The organism is Streptomyces sp. NPDC031111, assembly GCF_055570675.1.
Genome location: NZ_JBVIGS010000005.1, coordinates 374,906 through 397,236, shown reverse-complemented (window position 1 = coordinate 397,236; position 22,331 = coordinate 374,906). Strand labels below are relative to the sequence as shown.

The following is a 22,331-nucleotide window of genomic DNA, read 5'->3' as shown; positions in this document are numbered from 1 at the left end:
CCGTGGCAAGGAGGGCTCCCGCCGCCCGGGGTGCCGGCGCACCCCGCAGCGTCGTGGGTGTGTACGGCTGTGCGGTCAGCCGCCGGAGTGGCGTCCCAACGTGCTCTCGCGTTCCGCGAGTCGGTAGTCCGCCACGATCCGGCGCGGCTCCGGCGCACGGTTGTTGAGACGTGCGAGCACCGACTCCACCGCGAGTCGCCCGATGGCGGCCTTGTCCGGGGACACGGACGTGAGGGTGACCGCGCCGAAGCGGCCCTCGATGACGTCGTCGAACCCGACGACGGCGATGTCCTCCGGCACCCGAAGTCCCCGCTCGTGCAGCACCCGCATCGCCCCGATCGCCATCGGGTCGTTGTAGGCGAACACCGCGTCGGGCCGGCGTCCGCTGTCCAGGATGTGGTTCATGGCCAGCGCCCCGTCGGCGTGCCCCCAGCCGTCGGTGGCGGCGACGAGCCCTTCGTCGGCCGGCAGCCCGGCCGCGGTGAGCTCCTCGCGCCAGCCGCGCACACGCAGTTGCGCGGGCTCGCTGCGCCCCCGCCGGGCCCCGATGAACGCCACCTCCCGGCGCCCCAGTCCGACCAGATGCCGGACGGCGGCGCGGGCCGCGGCCACGTTGTCGATGGCGATGTGGTCGTACGGCAGGTCGTAGTCCCGCTCGCCGAGCAGCACCAGCGGTACGTCGTGGGCGCGGTCGCGGAGGTCCTCGGTCTCCAGCTCGATGGGGCTCAGGATGAGTCCGTCGATGACCCGGGCCCGGAAGCCCTGGCTCACCAGCAGCTCCTGCTCGCGCATGCCCCCGGTGTGGTCGAGCAGCACGATGTAGTCGTGCTCGGACGCGGCGTCGATGACGGAGGCGGCCAGTTCGGCGAAGTAGGGGTTCCCGAGCTCGGGCAGCGCGAGCGCGATGATGCCCGTACGCCCCTTCCGCAGGTGTCTGGCGGCGAGGTTGGGCCGGTAGCCGAGCGCGTCGATGGACCGCTGGACACGCTCGCGCATGGCCGGGGTGACGTGCTGGTAGTTGTTCACCACGTTGGAGACGGTCTTGATGGAGACCCCCGCGTGCGCGGCGACGTCCTTGAGGCTGACCCGCACGGCAATCCCTTCGTGAGCGGCCCGACTCGGTTGGTCGGTGCGGATCCCTGCCGTCACCATGAGCCGTGCGCCGAGCCGCTGGGCTCAAGTTTTACAACGTTATACATGCCGTTCCGTGGCACTGACAAGGCGTGGCGAGGGACGTGTCGGGAACGGCCCGTAGGCATCGCCGGACCTGGCGGCCACCAGGCGACGGCGCCGGTGCCGTCACCGGAAGTGTCGTCCCAGGGGCCGGTCGCCGTCCACCAGCGCGCCCCCGGTCCGGGACCGGACCCGGCGCGCGGGCCCAGGCGCCGCCCTCATCCCCCCGAGCTCTCCCGCACGATCAGCCGGTGCCCAGCCGTCTCGTCGACCGCAGGCCCGCCCTGCCCGCCCGCGTCGATCCGGTCCAGCAGCAGTTCCACCGCCCGCCGCGCGATCCCCCGCTTGTCGGGCGCGATCGTGGTGACGGTGGGGATACTGAACCGGGTGGCCTCGATGTCGTCGAACCCGACCACGTCCAGGTCCCCGGGAACCGACCAGCCGTCCTCGTGCAGGGCGCGCACCGCGCCCAGCGCCAGGTGGTCGTTGAGGCAGAGCATCGCGTCCGGCCGCTCCGGCAGCCGCATCAGGGCACGGGCGGCGACGGCCCCGTCGGCCCACCGGAACGCCGGTACCGGAAGAACCAGTTCGTCCCGCAGCGCGACCCCGGCCGCGGCCAGGGCCTCCCGGTGGCCGACGGTGCGCAGCCGGCTGGTGTCCCGGGACCCGCGCAGGTCACCGCCGATCACCGCGATGCGCCGCCGGCCCCGCGACAGCAGGTGCTCGGTCGCCTCCCGCGCCGCCGTCACGTTGTCGATCGCCACGTGGTCGGCGCTGCCGGGCGGGTTGCACTCGCCGAGCAGCACCAGCGGCAGCCGGGTGTCGCGGTCGGCCAGGTCGCGCGGTTGCAGGTCGAGGGGCGAGAGGATGACCCCGTCGGTGAACTGGGCGTCGAACCCGCGCACCGCCGCCAGTTCCTTCTCGCGCCGCCCGCCGGTCTCGACCAGGAGCGTGGTGCTGCCCCGGCGTTCGGTCTCCGCCATGACGTGCCGGGCCAGCTCGGCGAAGTAGGCGACGTCCAGGTCCGGCACGGCCAGCGCGATCATGCCCGTACGGCCCCGCCGCAGTTGGCGTCCGGCGATGTTGACCCGGTAGCCGAGCGCGTCGATGGCCTCCCGCACCGCCGTCCGGGTCCGTTCGGAGACGTGCTCGTAGTCGTTGAGCACGTTGGACACCGTCTTCGCCGAGACGCCCGCGTACTCCGCGACGTCCTTGATCCTGGGCCTGCCCATGCTTCCCTTCTCGTCCCTCCCGCTGCCTCCCGGATCGTAACGGCAGCTCCGCCGGGCCAGGTCGCGGGCGGTGGGAATCGTCCCGTCGAAATCTTTTCGCCACCGCCATTTACATCGATGTAATCGTATGGTCGCATGACCCCGTACACAGCGCACCTGCACTGATGAGGAGCAGCATGAGCACGCCCCTGCCCCCGGACGTCCCGCGTCCGGAGTACCCCCGGCCCCAGTTCGTCCGCCAGGCATGGCTGAACCTCAACGGCCGCTGGCAGTTCGAGACGGACCGCGGGGACAGCGGACTGGAGCGCGGACTGCGCGACCGCGACCTCGCCGGTGAGATCCTCGTGCCCTTCTGCCCCGAGTCCGAGCTGTCGGGGATCGGCGACACGGACTTCATGGAAGCCGTCTGGTACCGGCGCACGGTGACCGTGCCGGCCGACTGGTCCGGCTCCGACGTACTGCTGCACTTCGGAGCCGTGGACCACGACGCCACGGTCTGGGTCAACGGCACCGAGGTGGCCCGCCACCGCGGCGGCTTCACCCCGTTCACCGCGGAACTGCGCGGAGTGGCCGCCCCCGGCGAGGAGGCCGTGATCGTCGTCCGCGCCCGCGACACCCGGCACGGTCCGCAGGCCCGGGGGAAGCAGGCCACCTGGTACGCCAACACCCACTGCCACTACACCCGGACCACCGGCATCTGGCAGACGGTGTGGCTCGAACCGGTGCCCGCCACGGTCCGTCTCAAGCGCCCGCGGATCACCCCCGACCTCGGTTCGGGCTCCTTCCACATCGACCTCCCGCTCACCGGCAACCTGCCCGGACACCGGGTGCGGGCGGTCCTCTCCGACGAGCACGGCGAGGTCGTGTCCGCCTCCGCCCGCGCCGACCTCGACCTGTGCCCCCGGCTGGTGCTGACCGTGCCCGAGGACCGGGTGCGCACCTGGTCGCCGGCCGACCCGCACCTCTACGGCCTCCGCCTCCAGCTCCTCGACGCGTCGGGCGGCGTGGTCGACGAGGCGACGTCGTACGCCGGACTGCGGTCCGTCGCCATCCACGGCAAGCGGGTCCTGCTCAACGGCGAGCCGGTGTTCCAGCGGCTGGTGCTCGACCAGGGGTACTACCCGGACGGCCTGATGACCGCCCCCACCGACGCCGACCTCGTGCGCGACATCGAACTCGGGCTGCGGGCCGGCTTCAACGGGGCCCGGCTGCACCAGAAGGTGTTCGAGGAGCGCTACCTCTACCACGCCGACCGCCTCGGCTACCTGGTGTGGGGCGAGTTCGGCGACTGGGGCTGCGAGACCGGCGTGCGCGACGACAACCAGCGCCCCGACGCCAGTTACGTCGCCCAGTGGCTCGAAGCCCTGGAACGCGACCACTCGCACCCGTCGATCATCGGCTGGTGCCCGCTGAACGAGACGTACCAGAACCTGCACGACCGGATCACCCAGCTCGACGACGTCACCCGGGCGATGTTCCTCGCCACCAAGCAGGCCGACCCGAGCCGCCCGGTGATCGACGCCTCCGGCTACGCCCACCGCGTCCCGGAGACCGACGTCTACGACTCGCACTGCTACGAGCAGGACCCGCGGGCGTTCGCCAAGACCATGGGGGGACTCGCCGAGGACCGCCCCTACGTCAACACCGGCCCCGACGGCCGCGACTGGTCCGTCCCCTACCGCGGACAGCCCTACTTCTGCAGCGAGTTCGGCGGCATCTGGTGGGACGCGGCGGCTGCCGCCACCGCGGCCGGCGACGAACGGGACACCTCCTGGGGGTACGGCGAACGGCCGCGCAGCACCGAGGAGTTCCTGGCCCGCTTCACCGGCCTGGTGGACGTCCTGCTCGACGACCCGGACATGTTCGGCTACTGCTACACCCAGCTCACCGACGTCTTCCAGGAGCGCAACGGCGTCTACGGCTTCGACCGCGGCGAGAAGTTCGACACCGCCGCCCTGCGCCGTGCCCAACAGCGCACGGCCGCCTGCGAATCCGCCGGCTGACGGAACCGGTCCCGGCCCGGCGGACGACCGGAACCGGGCCCCTGCCCCACCGCATGTCGTCCGCCGTATCCGTCGGAGATGTACATCGATGTAGAGAAAGGTAGTGCCATGGTCGACCTGCCTGGCCCACGGGCCGCCTCCGCAGGGTCGGAAGGCAAGCGAGCCGCGCCGTCCCGACGAGGCCTGCTCCGCGCCTCGCTGGCCTCCGCCGCCGTACTCCTCGGCGGCGGGGCCCTCGCCGGCTGCGGTTCCGCCGCGGCCTCGTCGGACCCGCGCACCGTGCGCATGTGGGACCTGTTCAGCGGCGCCGACGGCGCCCTGCTCGACGAACTGATCGGCATCGCACGCTCCGACATGGGCGGCACCCGCGTCGAGCGGACGGTGCTGGAGTGGGGCACGCCCTACTACACCAAGCTCGCCATGGCCTCGGCCGGCGGGCGCGGACCGGACGTGGCCGTCTCCCACATGTCGCGCCTGGCGGGATACGCGCCCCTCGGACTGCTCGACCCCTGGGACACCGACCTGCTGGCCGAATTCGGCGTCACCGAGAAGGACTTCGCCGCGGCGGTGTGGGGTCGCACCCAGTACCGGGACCGGACGTTCGCCATACCGCTGGACACCCACCCGTTCATCGTCTTCTACCACCCCGACCCCGCCCGCGAGGCCGGACTGCTGACCGGCGACGGAAGCCTCGACCAGGACGCCTTCTCCGACCCCGAGCGGTTCCTCGAAGCGGGACGGGAACTGGCCAGGGCCTCCGGCAAGCAGGGGATCGCCTTCGGCTACGTCAACGACACGGCCCAGGGCTGGCGGCTGTTCTACGGGCTCTACCGGCAGACCGGGAACGACTTCGACCTGCCCGTCGGCGGCACCGTCACCGCGAACCTCGACGCGATGACCGAGGTCATCGCCTTCATGCAGAAGCTGGTCGACGGACGCGCCAACCCGCGCCGCCTCGACTACCCGGCGGCCCTCGCCAACTTCACCAACGGGCAGAGCGCGATGATCCTCTCCGGCGAGTGGGAACTCGGCACCTTCCGGGCCGCCGACCCGAAGATCGGGGCGGCACCCTTCCCCACGGTGTTCGGCACCCCGGCGGTCTACGCCGACTCCCACTCCTTCGTGCTGCCGCGCCGCCCCGACCCCGACGAGGCACACCGCAGGCGCACCCACCAGGCGGTGGCCGCGATCCTCAAGGCCGGCCAGACCTGGGCGAAGGCCGGTCACATCCCGGCGTACCAGCCGGTCACCCGCACCGAGGACTACGCACGACTGGAACCGCAGTCGCGCTACGCGGCGGCGGCCGACCATGTGGTGCTCGACCCGGCCGTCTGGTTCGCGGGAGCCGGCTCCGACTTCCAGAACTCCATGTCGCAGGTGCTCCAGCAGTCCATGCTCGACGGCCTGGCACCCGACCGGGCCGCCCGCGCCATGGTCGACCGGATGAACACCGCCCTCTCCAAGCCCAGCCCGGCCTGAGCCGCCGCGAAGGAGGCAGCAGATGTCCACCGAACTCGCTTCCCGCGGCCGTCCGAAGGCCGCCCACCCCGCCGAAGGACTCGGCGCGACACTGCGCCGCGCCTTCTCCCCGGGGCTTCTCTTCGCCCTCCCGTTCCTCGTCCTGTTCGCCCTCTTCATGCTCTGGCCCCTGGTGCAGGGCGTCTGGATGAGCCTCACCGACACCTCGCTCGCCGCCCGCGACGCGTCCTTCATCGGGCTGGACAACTACGCGGAGGCCCTCGGTGACGCCGAGATGTGGCGCACCATGTGGCACACCGTGTGGTTCACCGTCGTCTCCACCCTGCCCCTGGTGGTCGTCGCCCTCGCCATGGCCCTGCTGGTGCACACCGGACTGCCCGGCCAATGGGTGTGGCGGCTCGCGTTCTTCGCCCCGTACCTGCTGCCGGTCGGTGTGATCGGCCTGCTGTGGGGCTGGCTCTACCAGCCGGACCTCGGCCTCTACAACCATCTGCTCCAGGCGGTCGGGCTGGACGGTTTCGCCTGGCTGAGCGACGAGTCCGTCGCCCTGTACGCCATCGTGATCGCCACCCTGTGGTGGACCGTCGGCTTCAACTTCCTGCTGTTCCTCGCGGCACTCCAGGCCGTCCCCGACCACCTGTACGAGGCGGCCGCCCTGGACGGGGCCGGCGCCTGGCGGCGGCTGTGGCATGTGACGCTGCCCCAGCTGCGCCGCATCACCGGCGTGGTCACGGTCCTCCAGATCCTCGCCTCGCTGAAGGTCTTCGACCAGGTGTACCTGCTGACCAAGGGCGGTCCCAACGGCTCCACCCGCCCCGTCGTCGAGTACCTCTACGACATGGGCTTCACCGGCTACCGCCTCGGCTACGCCTCCGCCATCAGCTACGTCTTCTTCGCCCTCATCATCCTCGCCTCCGCCGTGCAGTTCGTCGCCCTTCGCCGCAGGGAGAAGTGACATGACCTCCATCGACGTCCCGACACGGCCCGCGCGCCGCACGGTCTCCCCGCTCCCCGCAGCGCGCCGGGCCCTGCGCGACCGGCCGACCGTTCAGCGGGGCCCCAACCTCACCCTCGGCGCGAGCCGGCTGTCCCGCACCCTGGCCCTGGCGGCCCTCTCGGTGATGGCGCTGATCTGGCTGCTGCCGATGGCCTGGGCGGTGCTCACGGCGTTCAAGTCCGAGCAGGACGCCAGCGACCCGGTGCACTGGATATGGCCGCAGGGCGGCTTCACCCTGGACGCGTTCCGCACCGTGATCGAGCGCGGCGACCTGCCCCTGTGGATGCTGAACAGCTTCTTCATCGCCGCGGCCGTCACCGTCGTCACCGTGGCCGTGTCGGCGATGGCCGGCTACGCCTTCTCCCGCACGCTGTTCCGCGGCCGGCGGTGGCTGTTCGCCGTCACCATGGCCTCGATCCTCGTGCCGCCGCAGCTGCTGATCGTGCCGTGGTTCCAGCAGATGCTGACCCTGGACCTCGTCGACACCTACGCGGCGGTGATCCTGCCGCAGACGGTCGCGCCGGTGATGGTCTTCATCCTGAAGAAGCACTTCGACACCATCCCGCGCGAACTGGAGGAGGCGGCCCGGCTCGACGGCGCCGGCCACGCGCGGATCTTCTGGTCGGTGATGCTGCCACTGTCCCGCCCCATGCTCGCCGCGGTGTCGATCTTCGTCTTCATCGGCGCGTGGAACAACTTCATGTGGCCGTTCGTGTCGACGTCCGACCCGGCACTGATGACCCTGCCGGTCGGCATCACCGCGGTGAAGGACGCCTACGGCGTCAACTACGCCCAGACCATGGCGTCCTCGGTGCTGGCCGCGCTGCCCCTCGTGCTGGTGTTCGTCTTCTTCCAGCGGCACATCGTGAAGTCGGTGGCGACCACCGGCCTGGGCGGCCAGTGACACCCGGTGGCGTGCCGGACGGGATCGCGGCCGGGTGAGGCGTTAGCGTCGGCGCATGGCCGGTGATCCCCGCGAATGGCGGGTGTGTCTGCTCGGCGGCGCGGTGTTCGCGGTGTGCATGACCGGCACCACGCTGCCGACCCCGCTCTACCCCCTGTACCAGCAGAAGTTCGGCTTCTCCGAGCTGACGGTCACCGTCGTGTACGCGGTGTACGCCTTCGCGGTCATCGGGGTGCTGCTGCTGGCGGGCAACGCCTCGGACGCCGTGGGCAGACGTCCCGTGCTGCTGTGGGGTCTGGGGTGCGCGGCAGCGAGCGCCGTCTGCTTCCTGTGCGCCACCGGCCTGGTCTGGCTGTACGCCGGGCGGCTGCTGTCGGGACTCTCCGCCGGACTGTTCACCGGGGCCGCCACGGCGTACGTCATGGAGTCGGCACCGCGGGGCGGGGAGTCCCGGGCCACGTTCGTCGCCACCGCCGTCAACATGGGCGGACTCGGCTGCGGTCCGCTGCTCGCCGGCGTACTCGCCCAGTACGCGGCCTGGCCGCTGTACCTGCCGTTCGCCGTGCACCTCGCCCTGGTGGCCGGCTCGGCGGCCGTTCTGCTGTGGCTTCCGGAGACCGTGGGGCGACGCCGCCCGCTGAGCACCGTACGACCGCAACGGCCCGGGGTGCCGCCGCAGGTGCGGCCGGTGTTCGGTCCGGTGGCGACCGCCTCGTTCGTGGGCTTCGCGTTGTTCGGTGTGTTCACCTCCGTCAGCCCGGCGTTCCTCGCGGAGTCCCTGGACGTGACCGACCACGCGGTGAGCGGGCTGGTGGTGGCGCTGGCCTTCTTCGCCTCGACCGGCGGTCAGCTGGCCGCAGGCCGGGTCGGCACGGTCCGGTCACTTCCGCTGGGCTGCGCCGGACTCCTCACCGGGCTGGCGCTGCTCGCCGGTGCGTTGTGGTGGGACCTGCTGACACTGGTGGTGCTGAGCGCGATCACCGGGGGCTTCGGCCAGGGCCTCGCGTTCCGCGGGGCGCTGACCGCGGTGGGCGGCGCGTCCCCGGCGGACCGGCGGGCGGCGGTGATCTCGACGCTGTTCGTGGTGGCGTACACGGGCATCTCGGTGCCGGTCATCGGGGTGGGACTGCTGACCGGCCCGATCGGCCTGGAGGGCGCGGGGCTGGTGTTCATCGCCTGCATGGGAGCCCTCGTCGTGGCCGCGGCGGGCTACCTCCTGCGCCGGCCGGTGCCGGCCGGCGCGTGACACGGGCCGGCCTACGACCTCACGAACTCCAGGATGTCGCGGTTGAGGACGTCCGGATGGGTCGACAGCATGCCGTGCGGATACCCCTCGTACGTCTTCAGCGTGGCGTTCTTCAGCAGCTTGGCCGTCAACGGCGCGGAATCCTCGTAGGGAACGACCTGGTCGTCGGTGCCGTGCGCGACGAGGACCGGGACGTCGATCTTCTTGAGGTCCTCGGTGAAGTCGGTCTCGGAGAAGGCCTTGATGCACTCGTAGTGGGCGTTGGCCGCGCCCATCATCCCCTGCCGCCACCAGTTGTCGATCAGTCCCTGGGACACCTCCGCGCCGGGCCGGTTGAATCCGTAGAACGGACCCGACGGCACATCGATGTAGAACTGCGCGCGGTTGGCGGCCAGGGCCGCGCGGAACCCGTCGAAGACCTCGATCGGCAAACCGCCGGGATTGCTCTCGGACTTGACCATGACCGGTGGCACCGCGCCGACCAGCACCGCCTTCGCGACCCGGCCCGGTTCGGCCCGCGCCACGTACCGCGCGACCTCTCCGCCGCCGGTCGAGTGCCCGACGTGTACGGCCCCTCGCAGATCGAGGGCCTCGGCCAGCGCCGCCACGTCGGCGGCGTAGGTGTCCATCTCGTGGCCGGTCGAGGTCTGGCTGGAGCGCCCGTGACCGCGCCGGTCGTGAGCGATCACGCGGTGGCCGTGCGAGAGGAAGAACAGCATCTGGTTGTCCCAGTCGTCCGCGCTGAGCGGCCAGCCGTGGTGGAAGACGATCGGCTGTCCGTCGCGCGGACCCCAGTCCTTGTAGAAGATGGTCGTGCCGTCGGGGGTGGTGATCGTGCCCATGGGGGATCCCTCCGCGTGAACCGGATCGACGGCAATCACCTTACGCTCGAGCCCGGCGCGGCTCATCTCCGGAAATGACCGCTGAAGGTCGTTTACATGCGTTCTATGGTTGTTTGATGTTGCTTGTTCCCAGATGGGTTCTGCTGTCGTCCGGGTGCGCGCCGGTGCTGCTGATCGCGGGATGGGTGGTCGCGGCGTCACTGGAGGGGCCCGCCTACGACCCCGCCCGGCAGACGATCAGCGTCCTGGCGGCCTACGGAGCCGCGGGATCCTGGGTGATGACCGGGGCGCTCGCCGCCCTGGGCGCCTGCCACCTCCTCACCGCCTGGGGGCTGCGGACGGCGGCGACGGCCGGACGCGTGGCGCTGGCCGGCGGGGGAGTGGCGGCGTTGGCGGTGGCCGTGCTCCCGGCGCCGAGCAGCGGGGGATCCCTGCGTCACGGCTCCGTGGCCGCGGTCGGGTTCGCGCTCCTGGCCCTGTGGCCGCTGCTGGCCGCCGTCGGCGGCGCTGCCGTGCCATGGGCGCTGCGGCCGGCGCCGTCGGCCGTGGCGACCGCCGTGATGCTCGTCGGCGCGGTGTGGTTCGTCGTCGAGATGCACCGCCACGGTCTGGCGGGAGTCGCGGAGCGGGTGGTGACGGCCGTTCAGTCCCTCTGGCCCTTCGTGGTCGTCACCTCGTGTGTGCGCCATGCCGGGGAGGGGGACGAGTCGCCGGTCTGACCGCCCGTCGGGTCCCCGCGGCTCAGACGGGCCCGTTCGGGTCGGTGAGGTGCAGCCGGGCCGGTGGCCGGTGCGGCAGCGTGCGGGGGTCGGCCACGAACAGGCCGTCGAAGGCGAGTTCGAGGTAGCGGTGCCACGCCTGCGGCTGGGCGTCCAGCACCGGCGCCGCCGTCTGGTGGATGCCGCCGAGCAGGAGCACGATGTCCGTCCCCGTGATGTCGCCGCGGACCGCTTCCTCGTCCCGCGCCCGGGCCGTGAGCGCCTCGACGACATCGGCGAGACGGGCGATCGCGTCCCGCACCTCGGCATGCTGCAACGAGGGCCGGCCGATCACTTCGCAGAACGCGCGGTCGGCGGCGAGCGCCTCCACACCGGCCGTCATGAACTCCCGCAGCGCCTCACCCGCGTCGTCGGACTCCAGCAGGCGCTCCGCCGTGCCGACGAGCCGGCCGAGCAGCTGGAGCATGATCGCCGCGAGCAGATCGTCCTTCGACGGGAAGTGCCGGAACACCGTGCCCTTGGCGACGCCGGCGCGCTGGGCGATCTCCCCCATCGACACCTCCACCCCGCCCTCGGCGAACGCCTCTGTCGCCGCCGTGAGCAGCAGGCGGCGGTTGCGCACCATGTCCGCCCTCGGGCTCGCGGCGGCTCCCCTCTCGACCATGCGTGCCTCCTCCCGACGGGGAGCCTACCAGCAAGGTGACCGGGCGGTCATGTTAGGTGCTACGGTCAACATGACCGTGCGGTCACTTTATGACTGGAGGAACACATGAGCGGCACCCTTGAAGGAAAGGTCGCCCTGGTCACCGGCGCGTCCTCGGGCATCGGCCGGGCCACGGCGCTCGCCCTGTCGGCGGCCGGGGCCCGGGTGGCGGTCGGGGCGCGCAGGGCCGACCGGCTGAAGGCGCTGGCGCAGGACGCGCCCGGTGAGACGCTGGTCCTCGACCTGGACGTCACGGACCGCCAGTCGGTGGAGAGCGCGGTCGCGACGACCGTCGACGTCCTGGGCTCCCTCGACATCCTGGTGAACAACGCGGGCCTGATGCTCAGTGGCCCGATCCTGGGAGCCGACACCACGGAGTGGACGCGCATGGTCGAGACCAACCTGCTCGGATCGATGTACGCGGTCCATGCCGCCCTGCCCCACCTGCTGGAGTCCAAGGGCGCCGTGGTGCAGGTCTCCTCCACGTCGGGACGTACGTCCTCGGCCGCGAGCGCCGTGTACGCGGCCACCAAGTTCGGCGTCAACGCGTTCTCGGAGGCGCTGCGCCAGGAGGTCACGGAGCAGGGCGTACGCGTCATCGTCGTCGAGCCCGGCTTCGTCTCGACGGAGCTGGCCGGTCACATCACCGACCCGGCGATACGGGAGATGGCCCGGAGCATGGCCGAGTCCATGCGGACGCTGCGGCCCGAGGACATCGCGAGCGCGGTCCTGTACGCCGTCACCCAGCCCGAACACGTCGCCGTGAACGAGATACTGATCCGCCCGACCGATCAGACCCGCTGAACACGGGCACATTCGGGCCTTGGGCAGGTCCGGAGGTCTCCCGGCCGCGTGGTCGTCTCAGCGCCCGGACGTGCCCGCCGCCCCCGTGGGGAACTCCTCGCTGCCGAGCACCCGCAGCAGCTCCAGCCGCTCCCGGGCCTCGGCGTCCGCCGGGGTGAGCACCAGCAACTGCTGTCCCTGGTCGGGCGTGACCAGGGTCTCGCAGTCCATCAGCACACGGCCCACCCGCGGGTGCAGGAACGTCTTGCGGTCGGCGCGCCGGACCGCCACCTCGTGCTCCGACCACAGCCGGCGGAAGTCCGCGCTGGCGGCCCGCAGCCGGTCGACGAGCCCGGCGACCAGGGGGTCGCCGGACCGGCGGCCGGCCACCGCCCGCAGATCGGCCACGAGCCGGCGGGCGTGCTGCTCCCGCTCCTCGGGCGCGTGGACGGCGCGGGCGGCGGGGTCGGTGAACCAGCGGTACACGACGTAGCGGCGGTCGCCGGAGAAGCCGGTGAGGTCGCCCCCCAGCAGGACGGACGCCCGGTTCTGGGCGAGGACCTCGCCCAGGTCGGACAACACCATGGCGGGGGCGTCGCCGAGCAGGTCGAGCAGGCGCATCAGTCCGGCCCGGGCCGGCTGGTTCACTCCGTCGGCGGGCGGGGGCTGGTGACCCGCGAGGTGGAACAGGTGGTCGCGCTCGTCGTCGGAGAGACGCAGCGCACGGGCCAGCGCCACGAGCAGCTGGGACGAGGGCTGACTGCTGCGGCCCTGCTCGAGGCGTACGACGTAGTCCACCGACATGCCCGCCAGCATCGCGACCTCCTCCCGGCGCAGGCCCGCGGTGCGGCGGCGCGGACCGTCGGTCATGCCGACGTCGGCCGGGCGGATCGCCTGACGGCGGCGGCGCAGGAAGTCGGCGAGTTCCTCACGTTGCATGACCTCATGGTCCCTCGCGGCGGACCCGCCCATCCAGGGAGCGGCGCTCCCATGATGAACGCTCCGCTCCCGGTGGCGGGGACACCGGCGCAGGGTGGGTGACAGACCGACCACAAGGGAGATACACGATGCAGACACGCACTCTGGGCAGCGACGGTCCGGCCGTCTCCGCGCTGGGTCTGGGCGCGATGGCCATGTCGGGCGCGTACGGCACGGCCGACCGTACGGAGAGCATCGCCACCGTGCACGCCGCTCTGGACGCCGGCGTCACGTTGTTCGACACGGCCGACTTCTACGCGATGGGGCACAACGAGCTGCTGCTCGCCGAGGCACTGCGCGGCCGCGACCGCGACAGCTACCTGCTGAGCGTCAAGTTCGGCATGCTGAGCGGACCGCGCCCGGCCTTCGGCGGCTACGACGGCCGGCCCGAGGCGGTGCGGAGCTTCGTCGCCTACTCGCTCACCCGCCTCGGCACCGACCACATCGACATCTACCGCCCGGCCCGGCTGGACCCGGCGGTACCGATCGAGGAGACAGTGGGCGCGATCAAGGAGCTGATCGACGCCGGGTACGTACGGCACCTCGGCCTCTCGGAGGTCGACGCGGCGACGATCCGCCGGGCGCACGCCGTGCACCCGGTCACCGACCTGCAGATGGAGTACTCGCTGATCTCACGTTCCGTGGAGGCGGAGGTGCTGCCGACGCTGAGGGAGCTCGGCATCGGCCTGACGGCGTACGGAGTCCTCGGCCGGGGTCTGATCTCCGGGCACTGGTCCGCGGACCGCGGTGCCGGATCCGGTGACCACCGAGCGGTCAGCCCCCGGTTCACGAGCGGCAACGTGGAGCACAACCTCGGCCTCGTGGAGGCGCTGCGCCGGATCGCCGAGGCGAAGGGGTGCACGGTGGCCCAGCTGGTCATCGCCTGGGTGGCCGCCCAGGGCGAGGACATCGTGCCGGTGATCGGTCCCCGCACCCGGGAGCGGCTGGCCGAGGCGCTGCCGGCGCTGGAGCTGACCCTCACCGCGGACGACCTCGCCGAGATCGAGAAGGCGGTCCCGCCGGGCGCGGCCCGAGGCGACCGCTACCCGTCGGCGTTCATGTCCCACCTCGGCGTCGGGAACTGAGCCGCCAACCCCTTGGAATATACCCCTAGGGGGTATATGTTCTGCGGTGTGGGCCGGCACCGGTCACACTGGACGCCGAATGGGGATGAGGGTCATGGACCACAGCGCGCATCACGCCGTCACCGAGCATCACCACACCGCACCCGCGAGCGGCCACGGTCCCGCGTCCTGGGCCATGGCCGTGAAGGCGACGCTGCACTGCCTCACCGGGTGTGCCATCGGCGAGATCCTCGGCATGGTCATCGGCACCGCCCTGCTGTGGGGCAACGTGCCGACCATGATCCTGGCGATCAGCCTCGCCTTCGTCTTCGGCTACTCCTTCACGCTCTTCGCGGTGATGCGCGCCGGCCTGTCCCTCAGGGCCGCGATCAAGGTGGCGCTGGCCGCCGACACGGTCTCCATCGCGGTGATGGAACTGGTGGACAACGCGATCATCGCCCTGACGCCGGGCGCGATGGACGCACATCTGTCGGACGGGCTGTTCTGGTCGGCGCTGCTCGGCGGATTCGCCGTGGCGTTCGTGATCACCACGCCGGTGAACAAGTGGATGATCGGCCGCGGCAAGGGCCACGCCGTCGTCCACGCGCACCACTGAGCCACCCGCACACCGCGGGAACGGAACAGGGCCCTGTCCGGCATCCGCCGGACAGGGCCTAACCGTTCTCGCGGGCCAGGACGCGACGGGCCGCCTCGGCCTCCGCCGCCGCCGGGGACAACTCGTCGAGGGAGTCCAGCTCGGTGTCGGCCTCCAGCTCCCGTTCCCAGGCCGCCGCGAGCCGTTCCTGCTCCTCGCGCGGTCTGCCGCTGACGGCCTCCCGGTGCTCCGGGTCCAGGGCCGTGAGGAATCGTCCGACCGAATCCGTGGGCATGCCGTGCTCCTTGTCGCTCGGAAGGGGGCCGCTCCCGACAGGATGGCCAGCGGGACCGGGGACCGCCTCCCGACACGGCCTGTGACCACCCTGATGGCCGTGGAGCCGCCCACGCCGCCCGGCCCCGCACGCAGCCCCCGGGTCCGCGTTGTCAGTGGCACGATCTACAGTTCCCGTCACTTGATCACTGCGGGTGCGGGAGGCACGCATGGGGTGGGTGTCGGCAGGCGGCTACGAAGTCGCCCTCGACGACGGCAAGGTGGTGTGCCGCAACGCGGCCGGACGACGGCTGAAGTCCGTACCGTCCAAGATCGCCGACGATCCGGCGGTGGTGGGGCTCCGTCAGCTCGCCGAATGGCTCGAACGGCACGAACGCCAGTGCCTGGCCGACGTGGAGCGGTGGATGGTGCGCTCGCTGCCGGTGCCGTTCGAGGTCCTGGCGCGGGTGTGGCCGGACCCCGCCTGGCAGGCCGCCCTCCGCGACGTCGTGGTCACGGGCACGGACGGCGCGGTCGCCGGATTCCTGCGGGACGCCGACCCCGAGCGCGGCCTCGGCCTGGTCGATCTCGACGGCGACACCGTCCGCGCCACCCCCGCCCTGGTCCGCCTCCCGCACCCGGTGCTCCTCGACGACCTGGAGGAACTGCGGGAGTTCGCCGTCGAGCTCGGCGTCGAACAGCGCGCCCAGCAGCTCTTCCGCGAGGTGTGGCACCGGCCCCCGGCGCTCGACGCCGAGGCCGCCTCCGTCGAGGACTACGCGGGCGGCGCCTTCAAGGAACTGCGGTTCCTGCACGGACGCGCGACCCAGCTGGGCTACCGCGTACGAGGCGGCCACGCCGTCTGCTCCGTGGTGGAGGACGGCCGCACCGTCGAGGCCCGGGTTTGGGTCGGCGACTACGACGGCTACGAGGAGACGGAGACGGGCCCCCTGGTCTTCACCGACGCGGCGGGCCGGGTGCTGAAGCTCGGTCAGGTCGGACCGGTGGCCTGGTCGGAGGGCATGCGCATGGCGGCCGCGCTGTACGCCGGACGCGACATCGAGGACGAGGAGCGTGCGGCATGACGACGTACGACGGATTCACCTACGACGGGACCACCTCCGCCGTGCTGCTCGACGCCGGCGCCGTACTGCCCCCGGGCACCACGGACCGCGAGGACGCCGACGTCCTCACCGTCCGCACGTACACGCACGCCGCACTCGACGAGCGCCAGGTCGTGCGGCTGGTGCCGGGCACGCTCGGCGAGGCGGAGGACCTCGCCCTGGACTTCCTGGGACTCGTCCGGGAACCGGAGACCCGCGAGGTCGGACAGGTGCGCCGGGAGACCCTCGGCTTCCCCGCCTGGGCGCTGGTCAACGACCCGGCCAACGGGCACCACGCGCTGGCGCTGGTCAAGGACGTCGAGCGGCTCGCCCGGCAGGCCAAGTCCCGCCCCGGCACCGCCAAGGACGGCTTCGAGGCGCTCGGCGAGCGCCTCGGCCGGGCCGTCCCGCACTTCCTGCCCACGTTCTACGAGCAGGCCGCCCGCGTCTTCCTCCAGCACGAGAACACCACCTACGCGGCGGCCTTCTTCGGCAAGGCCCGCGAGGCCGAGCGGGTGCACGCGCTGACCGTGGACGAGGAGCGGCAGCGGGCCGTGTTCCTGGAGTTCGCCTTCGCCGGGGCACTCACGGTCAAGGCGCTCAAGGAGCATGTGAAGGCCCTCTCGGCCCGGCTCACCCCGGCCGACGCCTGGGCCCAGTTCCGGCAGCTGACCGTGGAGCGCTGCGCGGCCGGCATGCCGCCGTACGCGTCACTGCCCCAGGACGCCCGCTCCCTGATCAAGGCCGCGGGACTGGACCGGGTCACCGAGGAGTGCGCCCTGGTCGCCGACCTGCTCGCGTCGCCCGCCGCGGTCCGCGCCCCCGCCTCCTTCTGGAACACCTACCGGGCGACGCTCGTCGTCCTCACCGAACAGCGGCCCGCCGTACGGGCCCGGCTGCTGGAGATCATGCCGGCCGGGCTGGGCCGCTCCACCGAGGACGACGAGTTCTGGCTGGCGCTGCTCGCCGAGACCGGCGCCGACCGGCTGCTGACCGGCGAGGACGGAACGGCGGACGGGGTCGACGCGGCGGACTGGCTCAGCCGCTGGTCACTGCACCGCAAGCACGGCGGCTCGGTCAGCGGCCGCTCGCCCGCCACCCTCGCACTCGTGGAGCGCATGGCGGCGCACCTGCGAGCCCAGGGCCGTCCCGTCGACCTCTTCACGGGCCGCTGGCACGCCGGCGCCGACCTCGACCTGCTGGACCTGTGCGTGGCGGAGGACCTGCCGCTGGCCCCGCCCAAGGCCGACGAGACCGTCCACCTCGCCCTCGGCGACTGGCTGCGGGAGACCCGGCCCGGGGGCCGGGACCTGACGGCCGTCGCGGCGGACCCGCGCGGCCGGCGCCTGCTCTACACCGCCATCGGGAACCTCCACGGCCACCGCCTCGGCCAGGGACTGCTGGACGGCATGGCCGCCCACCCGGTCCTCGCCGACGTGCTCCGCGAGTGGCTGGACGACACCGCCGCCGAACTGGACGGCGCGGCCGGCCTGCCCGCCGCGCGCACGGTCCTGGAACGGCTGCGCCCGTTCCGTGCCATCGCTTCCCGGATCAGCCCGCACGCCGTCGCCCGCGTCGCCGCCCTCGACATCGCACCGCTGCTCGGCCGCACCCTGCGCGCCGGCATCCCGGACGAACTGGGCTGGCCCGCCCTCGACGAGGCACTGCGGCGGCTCGACGCCGATACCCGGCGCGGCGACGACGACACACTCGCCGTCCAGGAGGCCTGGCCGGCCCTGATCCTCTCCCGCCGGCACAAGGCGATCGTCGTGGGACCGCAGGACATCCTGCTGGACCACGACCTGCGGCTGCCGGTCGACCTGGACCGCTGGCAGCGCCCGTCGTTCCGCTACACCGACGGCGAACTGCTGGTGATGTGGCCGCAGGACGGTAAGCAGTACGGCTACTGGTCGGCCCGCCCGACCGAGGTGTTCCCGCTCGGCGGCGAGAAGCTTCCGTTCTGGTACGGCAACCGTGACGCCGGCGAGACCTCCCTCCCGCTGCCGGACGGCGGCCGTGCCACCGGCGGGCGCGCCCTGCACGCCGGGGACACGGTCGTACCGCCCGCCCGCCGCATCCTCGGGGACGGCACCTCGTACTGGCGCCAGGGACGGCAGGGACTCAAGCAGGTGTGGCTCGAGTACGACCCGGCCACCGGCACCCACGGCCGGGCCTCGCTGCCGGCCTTCCTGCGGTCCGGCATCCGCGACGACGCCACCCTGCTCCAGCAGCACTGCGCGGTGCTGCCCCTCCAACCCGGCCTGGAGGACAGCCCGTTCGGCACGGACGGCACCGTCCTCGGCCGTTGGGTGCGCACCGAGCGCGAGGGTGACGAGTCCCGCACCACCGTCGGCACACCGGACGGCCGGACCACCACCCTGCCGGCGGCGGCCGGCCGGATCCCGGGCGTCCCGCTCGGCGCGCTGCGGCTGCCCGGCGGAGCCGAGCCCGTCGCCGTCGCCCAGTACCGCCAGATCGTCCTGTACACGGGCGACGACAGCACCGGCGCCCTGCGGGAGCTGGGCAGGGTGACTCCCCTGGAGCGCGGCGGCGAGTTCGCCGCCGGCACCCGGCTGGTCCCGCCGGCCGACTTCTGGCACGCGCTGCGGCCGCGCGACGAGAGCGCGTCGGCGCTCCTGCGCGCACTGAGCGACGAACAGGCGGAGGAACTGCTGAGCGCCGGTGCCCGGGCGCTGGCGGAGCGGCAGGCGAAGCTGGCGGCGGCCGGCCGCGCCGACGCGGAGGCCGACAACGGGACCACCCCGCAGGCCACGGACAAGCCCGCCGTTCCGACCGCCGACGAGGTGCTGCGCGACGTCGTCGCCCGCTCTCTGCCCGCTCTCACCGAGCCCCGGCTGCGCACCGGCGTCACCTCCCTGGTGCGCGCCGTACTGCGCCTCGCGGAGTCCGTCGCCACCTTCGTGACGCCCCCGGCCGAGCGGCCCAGGACCGAACGCAAGCGTGTCGAGGGCATGTTCGCCGACTACAGCCCCGAGGACGGTGACGACGAGACCCTGCGCGAGGCGACCGACGGTCTCGCCCGGCTGCACGGCTGGTGGGGCAACGAGCGCCGCTGGAGCGCCCTCCGCCAGATCCGCGCCGTGAACCACGTCCTGTCCGGGAAGCCCGCCGAGGGCAAGCCCCTCCCCGGCTCCGCCCGCCCCGACGGGTCCGCCGAAGGCTGGCACAGCGAGGAGTTCACCGTTCCGGGCATCGGCGCGGTGTGGCCGTCCGTACTGGACGTGCTGCGCCCGCTCGCCCACCGCGCCGCCGCGCCGACCGTGACGGAGGCGCACCGCCGGGCACTGCTGCTGCTGTTCGAGGCGATCACGGAAGGCCCGCTGGCCGCGCCCGGCGGCGCGCTGCGCGAGGTCGTGCTGAGCGAGCCGCACGACAAGCAGGAGCGCGTCGGACAGGTGCTGCGCCGGGACGGCCGTACCGTCGTGGTCCTCGGCTGCGAGAGCGTCGACCGGCACAAGGGGCGCGTCAACTGGCTGGCCCTGGACCACGATCCGGCCGGCGCCTTCGGCGCGGTCGCGCACTTCACGCTGGTGCGGGAGACCGCGCACCCGGCGGTCTTCCCGGCCGAGGCGCTGGCCGCGGTGACCGAACTGATCCGGAACAAGGGCGCCGCCCCCTGGCAGCCGGAGGCACCCGCGGCCCTGGCCGCCGCGACTCGGGACGGGCTCGGCCCCATGCAGGCGGCCCTGCTGCTCGCGGGGAGGCCGTCCCAGCTCACCGACGAGGTCGTCGCCGCCACCGGGCTGAAGCCGCGGCAGAAGCAGCTCGCCGACGCGCTGCTGTCCTCCCTGGGCTCCGGCGACCGGGCGGCGCTCATCGGCGCACTGCTGCCCGAGAACCCCGGTGACCTGTGGACCACCGGACCGGACACGGAAGCGGCGGGCCGCGTGTGGGCGGAGCGCCTGCACGGCGTCGTCCGCCTGCCCGAGGACCTCGCCGGGGAGCTCTCCCTGGCCGGCCTGCCCACCGGCTCCGCCGAGCAGGTGCTCAACTGGCACCGCACCCCCTGGATCAGCCGCACCACGGTGCAGCGACCCGACAAGGACGGCCGCCTGGTGCCGGAGGACGCCCGGGCCCTGCCCGGACGGTACGACCTGACACGCGCCGTGACCGCCCTCGCCGGGCTCGCCTACTCCCTGCCCCAGGGACACCCCCTGCGCGCCGCCCTGCCGGACGGGCTGACCGCGCTGCGCCGCCGGGTCGCCGACCCGGGGCTGCTGCTCGACCTCGACCTGGAGTGGACGGAGAAGGGCTCGTCGACCGCCGTCGAGCTGCGCAAGGCGTACGGACTGCCCGCCACCGGCGGCGCCGACGCGCACGGCATGACGCCCGTCGGCGAAGCCCTGGTACTGCGCCCCTGGTACGGCGACCAGGAGACCGTCCTGGTGCGCACCGGCGCCCTCACCACCGCGGACGACCCGGTCTTCGGACTGGTCGAGGGCCTCGTCGGACCCGCGCGGGGCGACGGCATGCGGGCACTGCGGACGATCCTGGACGACGACCTCGCCCGCGCCCTCGCGGCCGGAACGGACCCCCAGGGGCCCACCGGATACGCCCAGGACCCGACCCTGAGCGTGCCCGGCCTGGTCGCCGAGGTCGCCGAGGTCCACGGTCTCGGCGAGGACGCGGCGGCGCTCTACCTGCAACTCCTGGCGCTGCCCGACCCGACGGACCGCAACTGCGCCCGCTGGACGGGCTGGAAGCCCGCCCGCATGAAGAAGGCCCGCGCCGAACTCGCGGCCACGGACCTGGTCGTCGAGGCGAAGCGGGCCCGCGCCGGACGCACCCTCTTCCTGCCCTGCGGCTGGCTCGACCTGAAGTCCCCCGCGCTGCCCGTGGAGATCTGGAAGCAGGCCCTCTACCCGGTCGCCGGCCACTCCCGCGCGGTCCCCCTGATGCCGGTACCCGAAGTGTTCGCCCGCGCGTGGGACCGCGTCCGCGCCGGCGACGCCCCCGCCTACGAGGAACTCACCACCCGCGCCACCCGCAAGGGCCGCCGCCGATGACCACCGTCCACCCGCACCCGGAAGAATCCGCACCGATGACCACCACCCTCCCCGCCGCCCCGGCCCGCCAGATCGTCCCGCCCGAGGACCGCTACGCGACCGAGCTGGCCTTCCTCGCCGCCTACGACGACGGCCCCCGCCCGCCCGCCTGGCGGCTCACCCCGCGCGCGGTCGTCACCTTCGTCATGGGCAGCGAGGGCCGTGCCCTGAAGCTGCCCGACGGCGCCGAGGCCCCCGACGGAGTGCCGCACCGCCTGGTGATCGAGGGCAAGTTCGTCGGCGACCGCGCGCTCGTCGAGCGATGCGTGGTGACCCTGGCGGGGGAGCGCGGCCTGCTGCTCGTCGGCGAGCCCGGCACCGCCAAGTCCATGCTGTCCGAGCTGCTCTCCGCCGCCGTGTGCGGCACCAGCGGCCTGGTCGTGCAGGGCACCGCCGGCACCACCGAGGACCAGCTCAAGTACGGCTGGAACTACGCGCTGCTGCTCGCACAGGGCCCCACCCGGCAGGCACTCGTGCCGTCCCCCGTGCTGACCGCCATGTCCCGCGGCGCCGTCGCCCGCGTCGAGGAGGTCACCCGCTGCCTGCCCGAAGTGCAGGACTCCCTGGTGTCGTTGCTCTCCGAGCGGCGCATCGCCGTGCCCGAACTGGCCGGCACGGACGACGCCCTGGCACACGCCGCACCCGGCTTCACCCTGATCGCCACCGCCAACCTCCGCGACAAGGGCGTCTCCGAGATGTCCGCCGCCCTCAAACGCCGCTTCAACTTCGAGACCGTCGGCCCCATCGGCGACCTCGACGCGGAGACCGCGCTGGTGCGGGGACAGGCACGGGCGTCCGTGGAGCGGGCCGGGGCACCGTTCCAGGTCGACGACGCCGTACTGGAAGCCCTCGTCACCGCGTTCCGTGACCTGCGCGAGGGCCGGTCGGCGGAGGGCTGGGAAGTGGAACGGCCGTCGACGGTGATGAGCACCGCCGAGGCCGTCTCCGTCGCCGGGGCGCTCGCCCTCGCGGCGGCGTACTTCCCGGGCGACCGCGACGTGCTCGGACTGCTGCCCGGCCATCTGCTCGGCGTGGTCCGCAAGGACGACCCCGCCGACGCCGCCCGGCTGCGCGGCTACTGGGACGGACCCGTCCGGCGCCGCGCCGAACAGGGCTCCGCCACCTGGCGCACCCTGTGGGACCTGCGTACGGTCCTGGAGGGCTGACGACC

Annotated in this window: 18 protein-coding genes; 12 read left to right on the top strand and 6 right to left on the bottom strand. The window is 72.8% G+C overall.

All coding sequences use genetic code 11. The annotated features are described in order from the left end of the window. Positions 1 to 75: 75 nt before the first annotated feature. Both ACZ470_RS14415 and ACZ470_RS14410 read right to left on the bottom strand, forming a co-directional pair. Positions 76 to 1,092 carry a LacI family DNA-binding transcriptional regulator gene (locus ACZ470_RS14415; RefSeq protein WP_468427189.1) on the bottom strand — a complete coding sequence of 339 codons (1,017 nt, stop codon included), beginning with the start codon at positions 1,090 to 1,092 and terminating at the stop codon, positions 76 to 78. 299 nt (positions 1,093 to 1,391) lie between these two features. Next, complete coding sequence (locus ACZ470_RS14410) at positions 1,392 to 2,405, bottom strand: LacI family DNA-binding transcriptional regulator (RefSeq protein ID WP_468427188.1); 1,014 nt, start codon at positions 2,403 to 2,405, stop codon at positions 1,392 to 1,394. A 176-nt stretch (positions 2,406 to 2,581) separates the two neighbouring features. Between ACZ470_RS14410 and ACZ470_RS14405 the strand changes: the two genes are divergently transcribed. From ACZ470_RS14405 to ACZ470_RS14385, 5 genes are all read left to right on the top strand, one after another. After that, positions 2,582 to 4,408: a glycoside hydrolase family 2 protein gene (locus tag ACZ470_RS14405; RefSeq protein WP_468427187.1), complete on the top strand. Its 1,827-nt coding sequence runs from the start codon at positions 2,582 to 2,584 to the stop codon at positions 4,406 to 4,408. A 108-nt stretch (positions 4,409 to 4,516) separates the two neighbouring features. Next, positions 4,517 to 5,887 carry an extracellular solute-binding protein gene (locus ACZ470_RS14400; protein ID WP_468427186.1) on the top strand — a complete coding sequence of 457 codons (1,371 nt, stop codon included), beginning with the start codon at positions 4,517 to 4,519 and terminating at the stop codon, positions 5,885 to 5,887. A gap of 22 nt (positions 5,888 to 5,909) precedes the next feature. Next, a complete protein-coding gene (locus ACZ470_RS14395; RefSeq protein WP_468427185.1) occupies positions 5,910 to 6,842 on the top strand; it encodes a carbohydrate ABC transporter permease in 933 nt (310 codons plus the stop codon). A gap of 1 nt (position 6,843) precedes the next feature. After that, positions 6,844 to 7,788, top strand: a complete 945-nt coding sequence (locus ACZ470_RS14390; RefSeq protein ID WP_468427184.1) for a carbohydrate ABC transporter permease — start codon at positions 6,844 to 6,846, stop codon at positions 7,786 to 7,788. 55 nt (positions 7,789 to 7,843) lie between these two features. Beyond that, positions 7,844 to 9,034: an MFS transporter gene (locus ACZ470_RS14385; protein ID WP_468427183.1), complete on the top strand. Its 1,191-nt coding sequence runs from the start codon at positions 7,844 to 7,846 to the stop codon at positions 9,032 to 9,034. 11 nt (positions 9,035 to 9,045) lie between these two features. On the opposite strand, the gene ACZ470_RS14380 is transcribed toward ACZ470_RS14385, so the two are convergent. Next, on the bottom strand, positions 9,046 to 9,876 hold the full coding sequence (locus tag ACZ470_RS14380; RefSeq protein ID WP_468427182.1) for an alpha/beta fold hydrolase: 831 nt from the start codon (positions 9,874 to 9,876) through the stop codon (positions 9,046 to 9,048). A gap of 116 nt (positions 9,877 to 9,992) precedes the next feature. On the opposite strand from ACZ470_RS14380, the gene ACZ470_RS14375 reads away from it, so the two are divergent. Beyond that, positions 9,993 to 10,595, top strand: a complete 603-nt coding sequence (locus tag ACZ470_RS14375) for a DUF998 domain-containing protein (protein WP_468427181.1) — start codon at positions 9,993 to 9,995, stop codon at positions 10,593 to 10,595. A 22-nt stretch (positions 10,596 to 10,617) separates the two neighbouring features. On the opposite strand, the gene ACZ470_RS14370 is transcribed toward ACZ470_RS14375, so the two are convergent. Further along, complete coding sequence (locus ACZ470_RS14370; RefSeq protein ID WP_468427180.1) at positions 10,618 to 11,259, bottom strand: TetR/AcrR family transcriptional regulator; 642 nt, start codon at positions 11,257 to 11,259, stop codon at positions 10,618 to 10,620. Positions 11,260 to 11,364: 105 nt separating this feature from the next. On the opposite strand from ACZ470_RS14370, the gene ACZ470_RS14365 reads away from it, so the two are divergent. Further along, positions 11,365 to 12,102, top strand: a complete 738-nt coding sequence (locus ACZ470_RS14365) for an SDR family NAD(P)-dependent oxidoreductase (RefSeq protein WP_468427179.1) — start codon at positions 11,365 to 11,367, stop codon at positions 12,100 to 12,102. Positions 12,103 to 12,159: 57 nt separating this feature from the next. Here ACZ470_RS14365 and ACZ470_RS14360 read toward each other — a convergent pair whose 3' ends face one another. Next, positions 12,160 to 13,020 carry a helix-turn-helix domain-containing protein gene (locus tag ACZ470_RS14360; protein ID WP_468427178.1) on the bottom strand — a complete coding sequence of 287 codons (861 nt, stop codon included), beginning with the start codon at positions 13,018 to 13,020 and terminating at the stop codon, positions 12,160 to 12,162. Positions 13,021 to 13,148: 128 nt separating this feature from the next. Between ACZ470_RS14360 and ACZ470_RS14355 the strand changes: the two genes are divergently transcribed. Both ACZ470_RS14355 and ACZ470_RS14350 read left to right on the top strand, forming a co-directional pair. Continuing rightward, a complete protein-coding gene (locus ACZ470_RS14355) occupies positions 13,149 to 14,144 on the top strand; it encodes an aldo/keto reductase (protein WP_468427177.1) in 996 nt (331 codons plus the stop codon). A gap of 94 nt (positions 14,145 to 14,238) precedes the next feature. Then, a complete protein-coding gene (locus ACZ470_RS14350; RefSeq protein WP_468427176.1) occupies positions 14,239 to 14,739 on the top strand; it encodes a DUF4396 domain-containing protein in 501 nt (166 codons plus the stop codon). A 58-nt stretch (positions 14,740 to 14,797) separates the two neighbouring features. On the opposite strand, the gene ACZ470_RS14345 is transcribed toward ACZ470_RS14350, so the two are convergent. Beyond that, the gene (locus tag ACZ470_RS14345; RefSeq protein WP_468427175.1) at positions 14,798 to 15,013 is read right to left on the bottom strand and encodes a hypothetical protein; all 216 of its coding nucleotides are present in this window, start codon (positions 15,011 to 15,013) and stop codon (positions 14,798 to 14,800) included. Positions 15,014 to 15,221: 208 nt separating this feature from the next. Between ACZ470_RS14345 and ACZ470_RS14340 the strand changes: the two genes are divergently transcribed. Genes ACZ470_RS14340 through ACZ470_RS14330 form a run of 3 tightly spaced genes read left to right on the top strand, consistent with a single transcriptional unit; the run spans position 15,222 to position 22,326 of the window. Beyond that, positions 15,222 to 16,076 (top strand): DUF4132 domain-containing protein, encoded by an 855-nt coding sequence (locus tag ACZ470_RS14340; RefSeq protein ID WP_468427174.1) that lies wholly within the window; start codon positions 15,222 to 15,224, stop codon positions 16,074 to 16,076. Beyond that, positions 16,073 to 21,121, top strand: coding sequence for a hypothetical protein (locus tag ACZ470_RS14335; RefSeq protein ID WP_468427173.1), 5,049 nt, complete (start codon positions 16,073 to 16,075; stop codon positions 21,119 to 21,121). The genes ACZ470_RS14340 and ACZ470_RS14335 overlap by 4 nt, the downstream gene beginning before the upstream one ends. A 35-nt stretch (positions 21,122 to 21,156) precedes the next feature. After that, positions 21,157 to 22,326, top strand: a complete 1,170-nt coding sequence (locus tag ACZ470_RS14330) for an ATP-binding protein (protein WP_468427172.1) — start codon at positions 21,157 to 21,159, stop codon at positions 22,324 to 22,326. Positions 22,327 to 22,331: the final 5 nt, after the last annotated feature.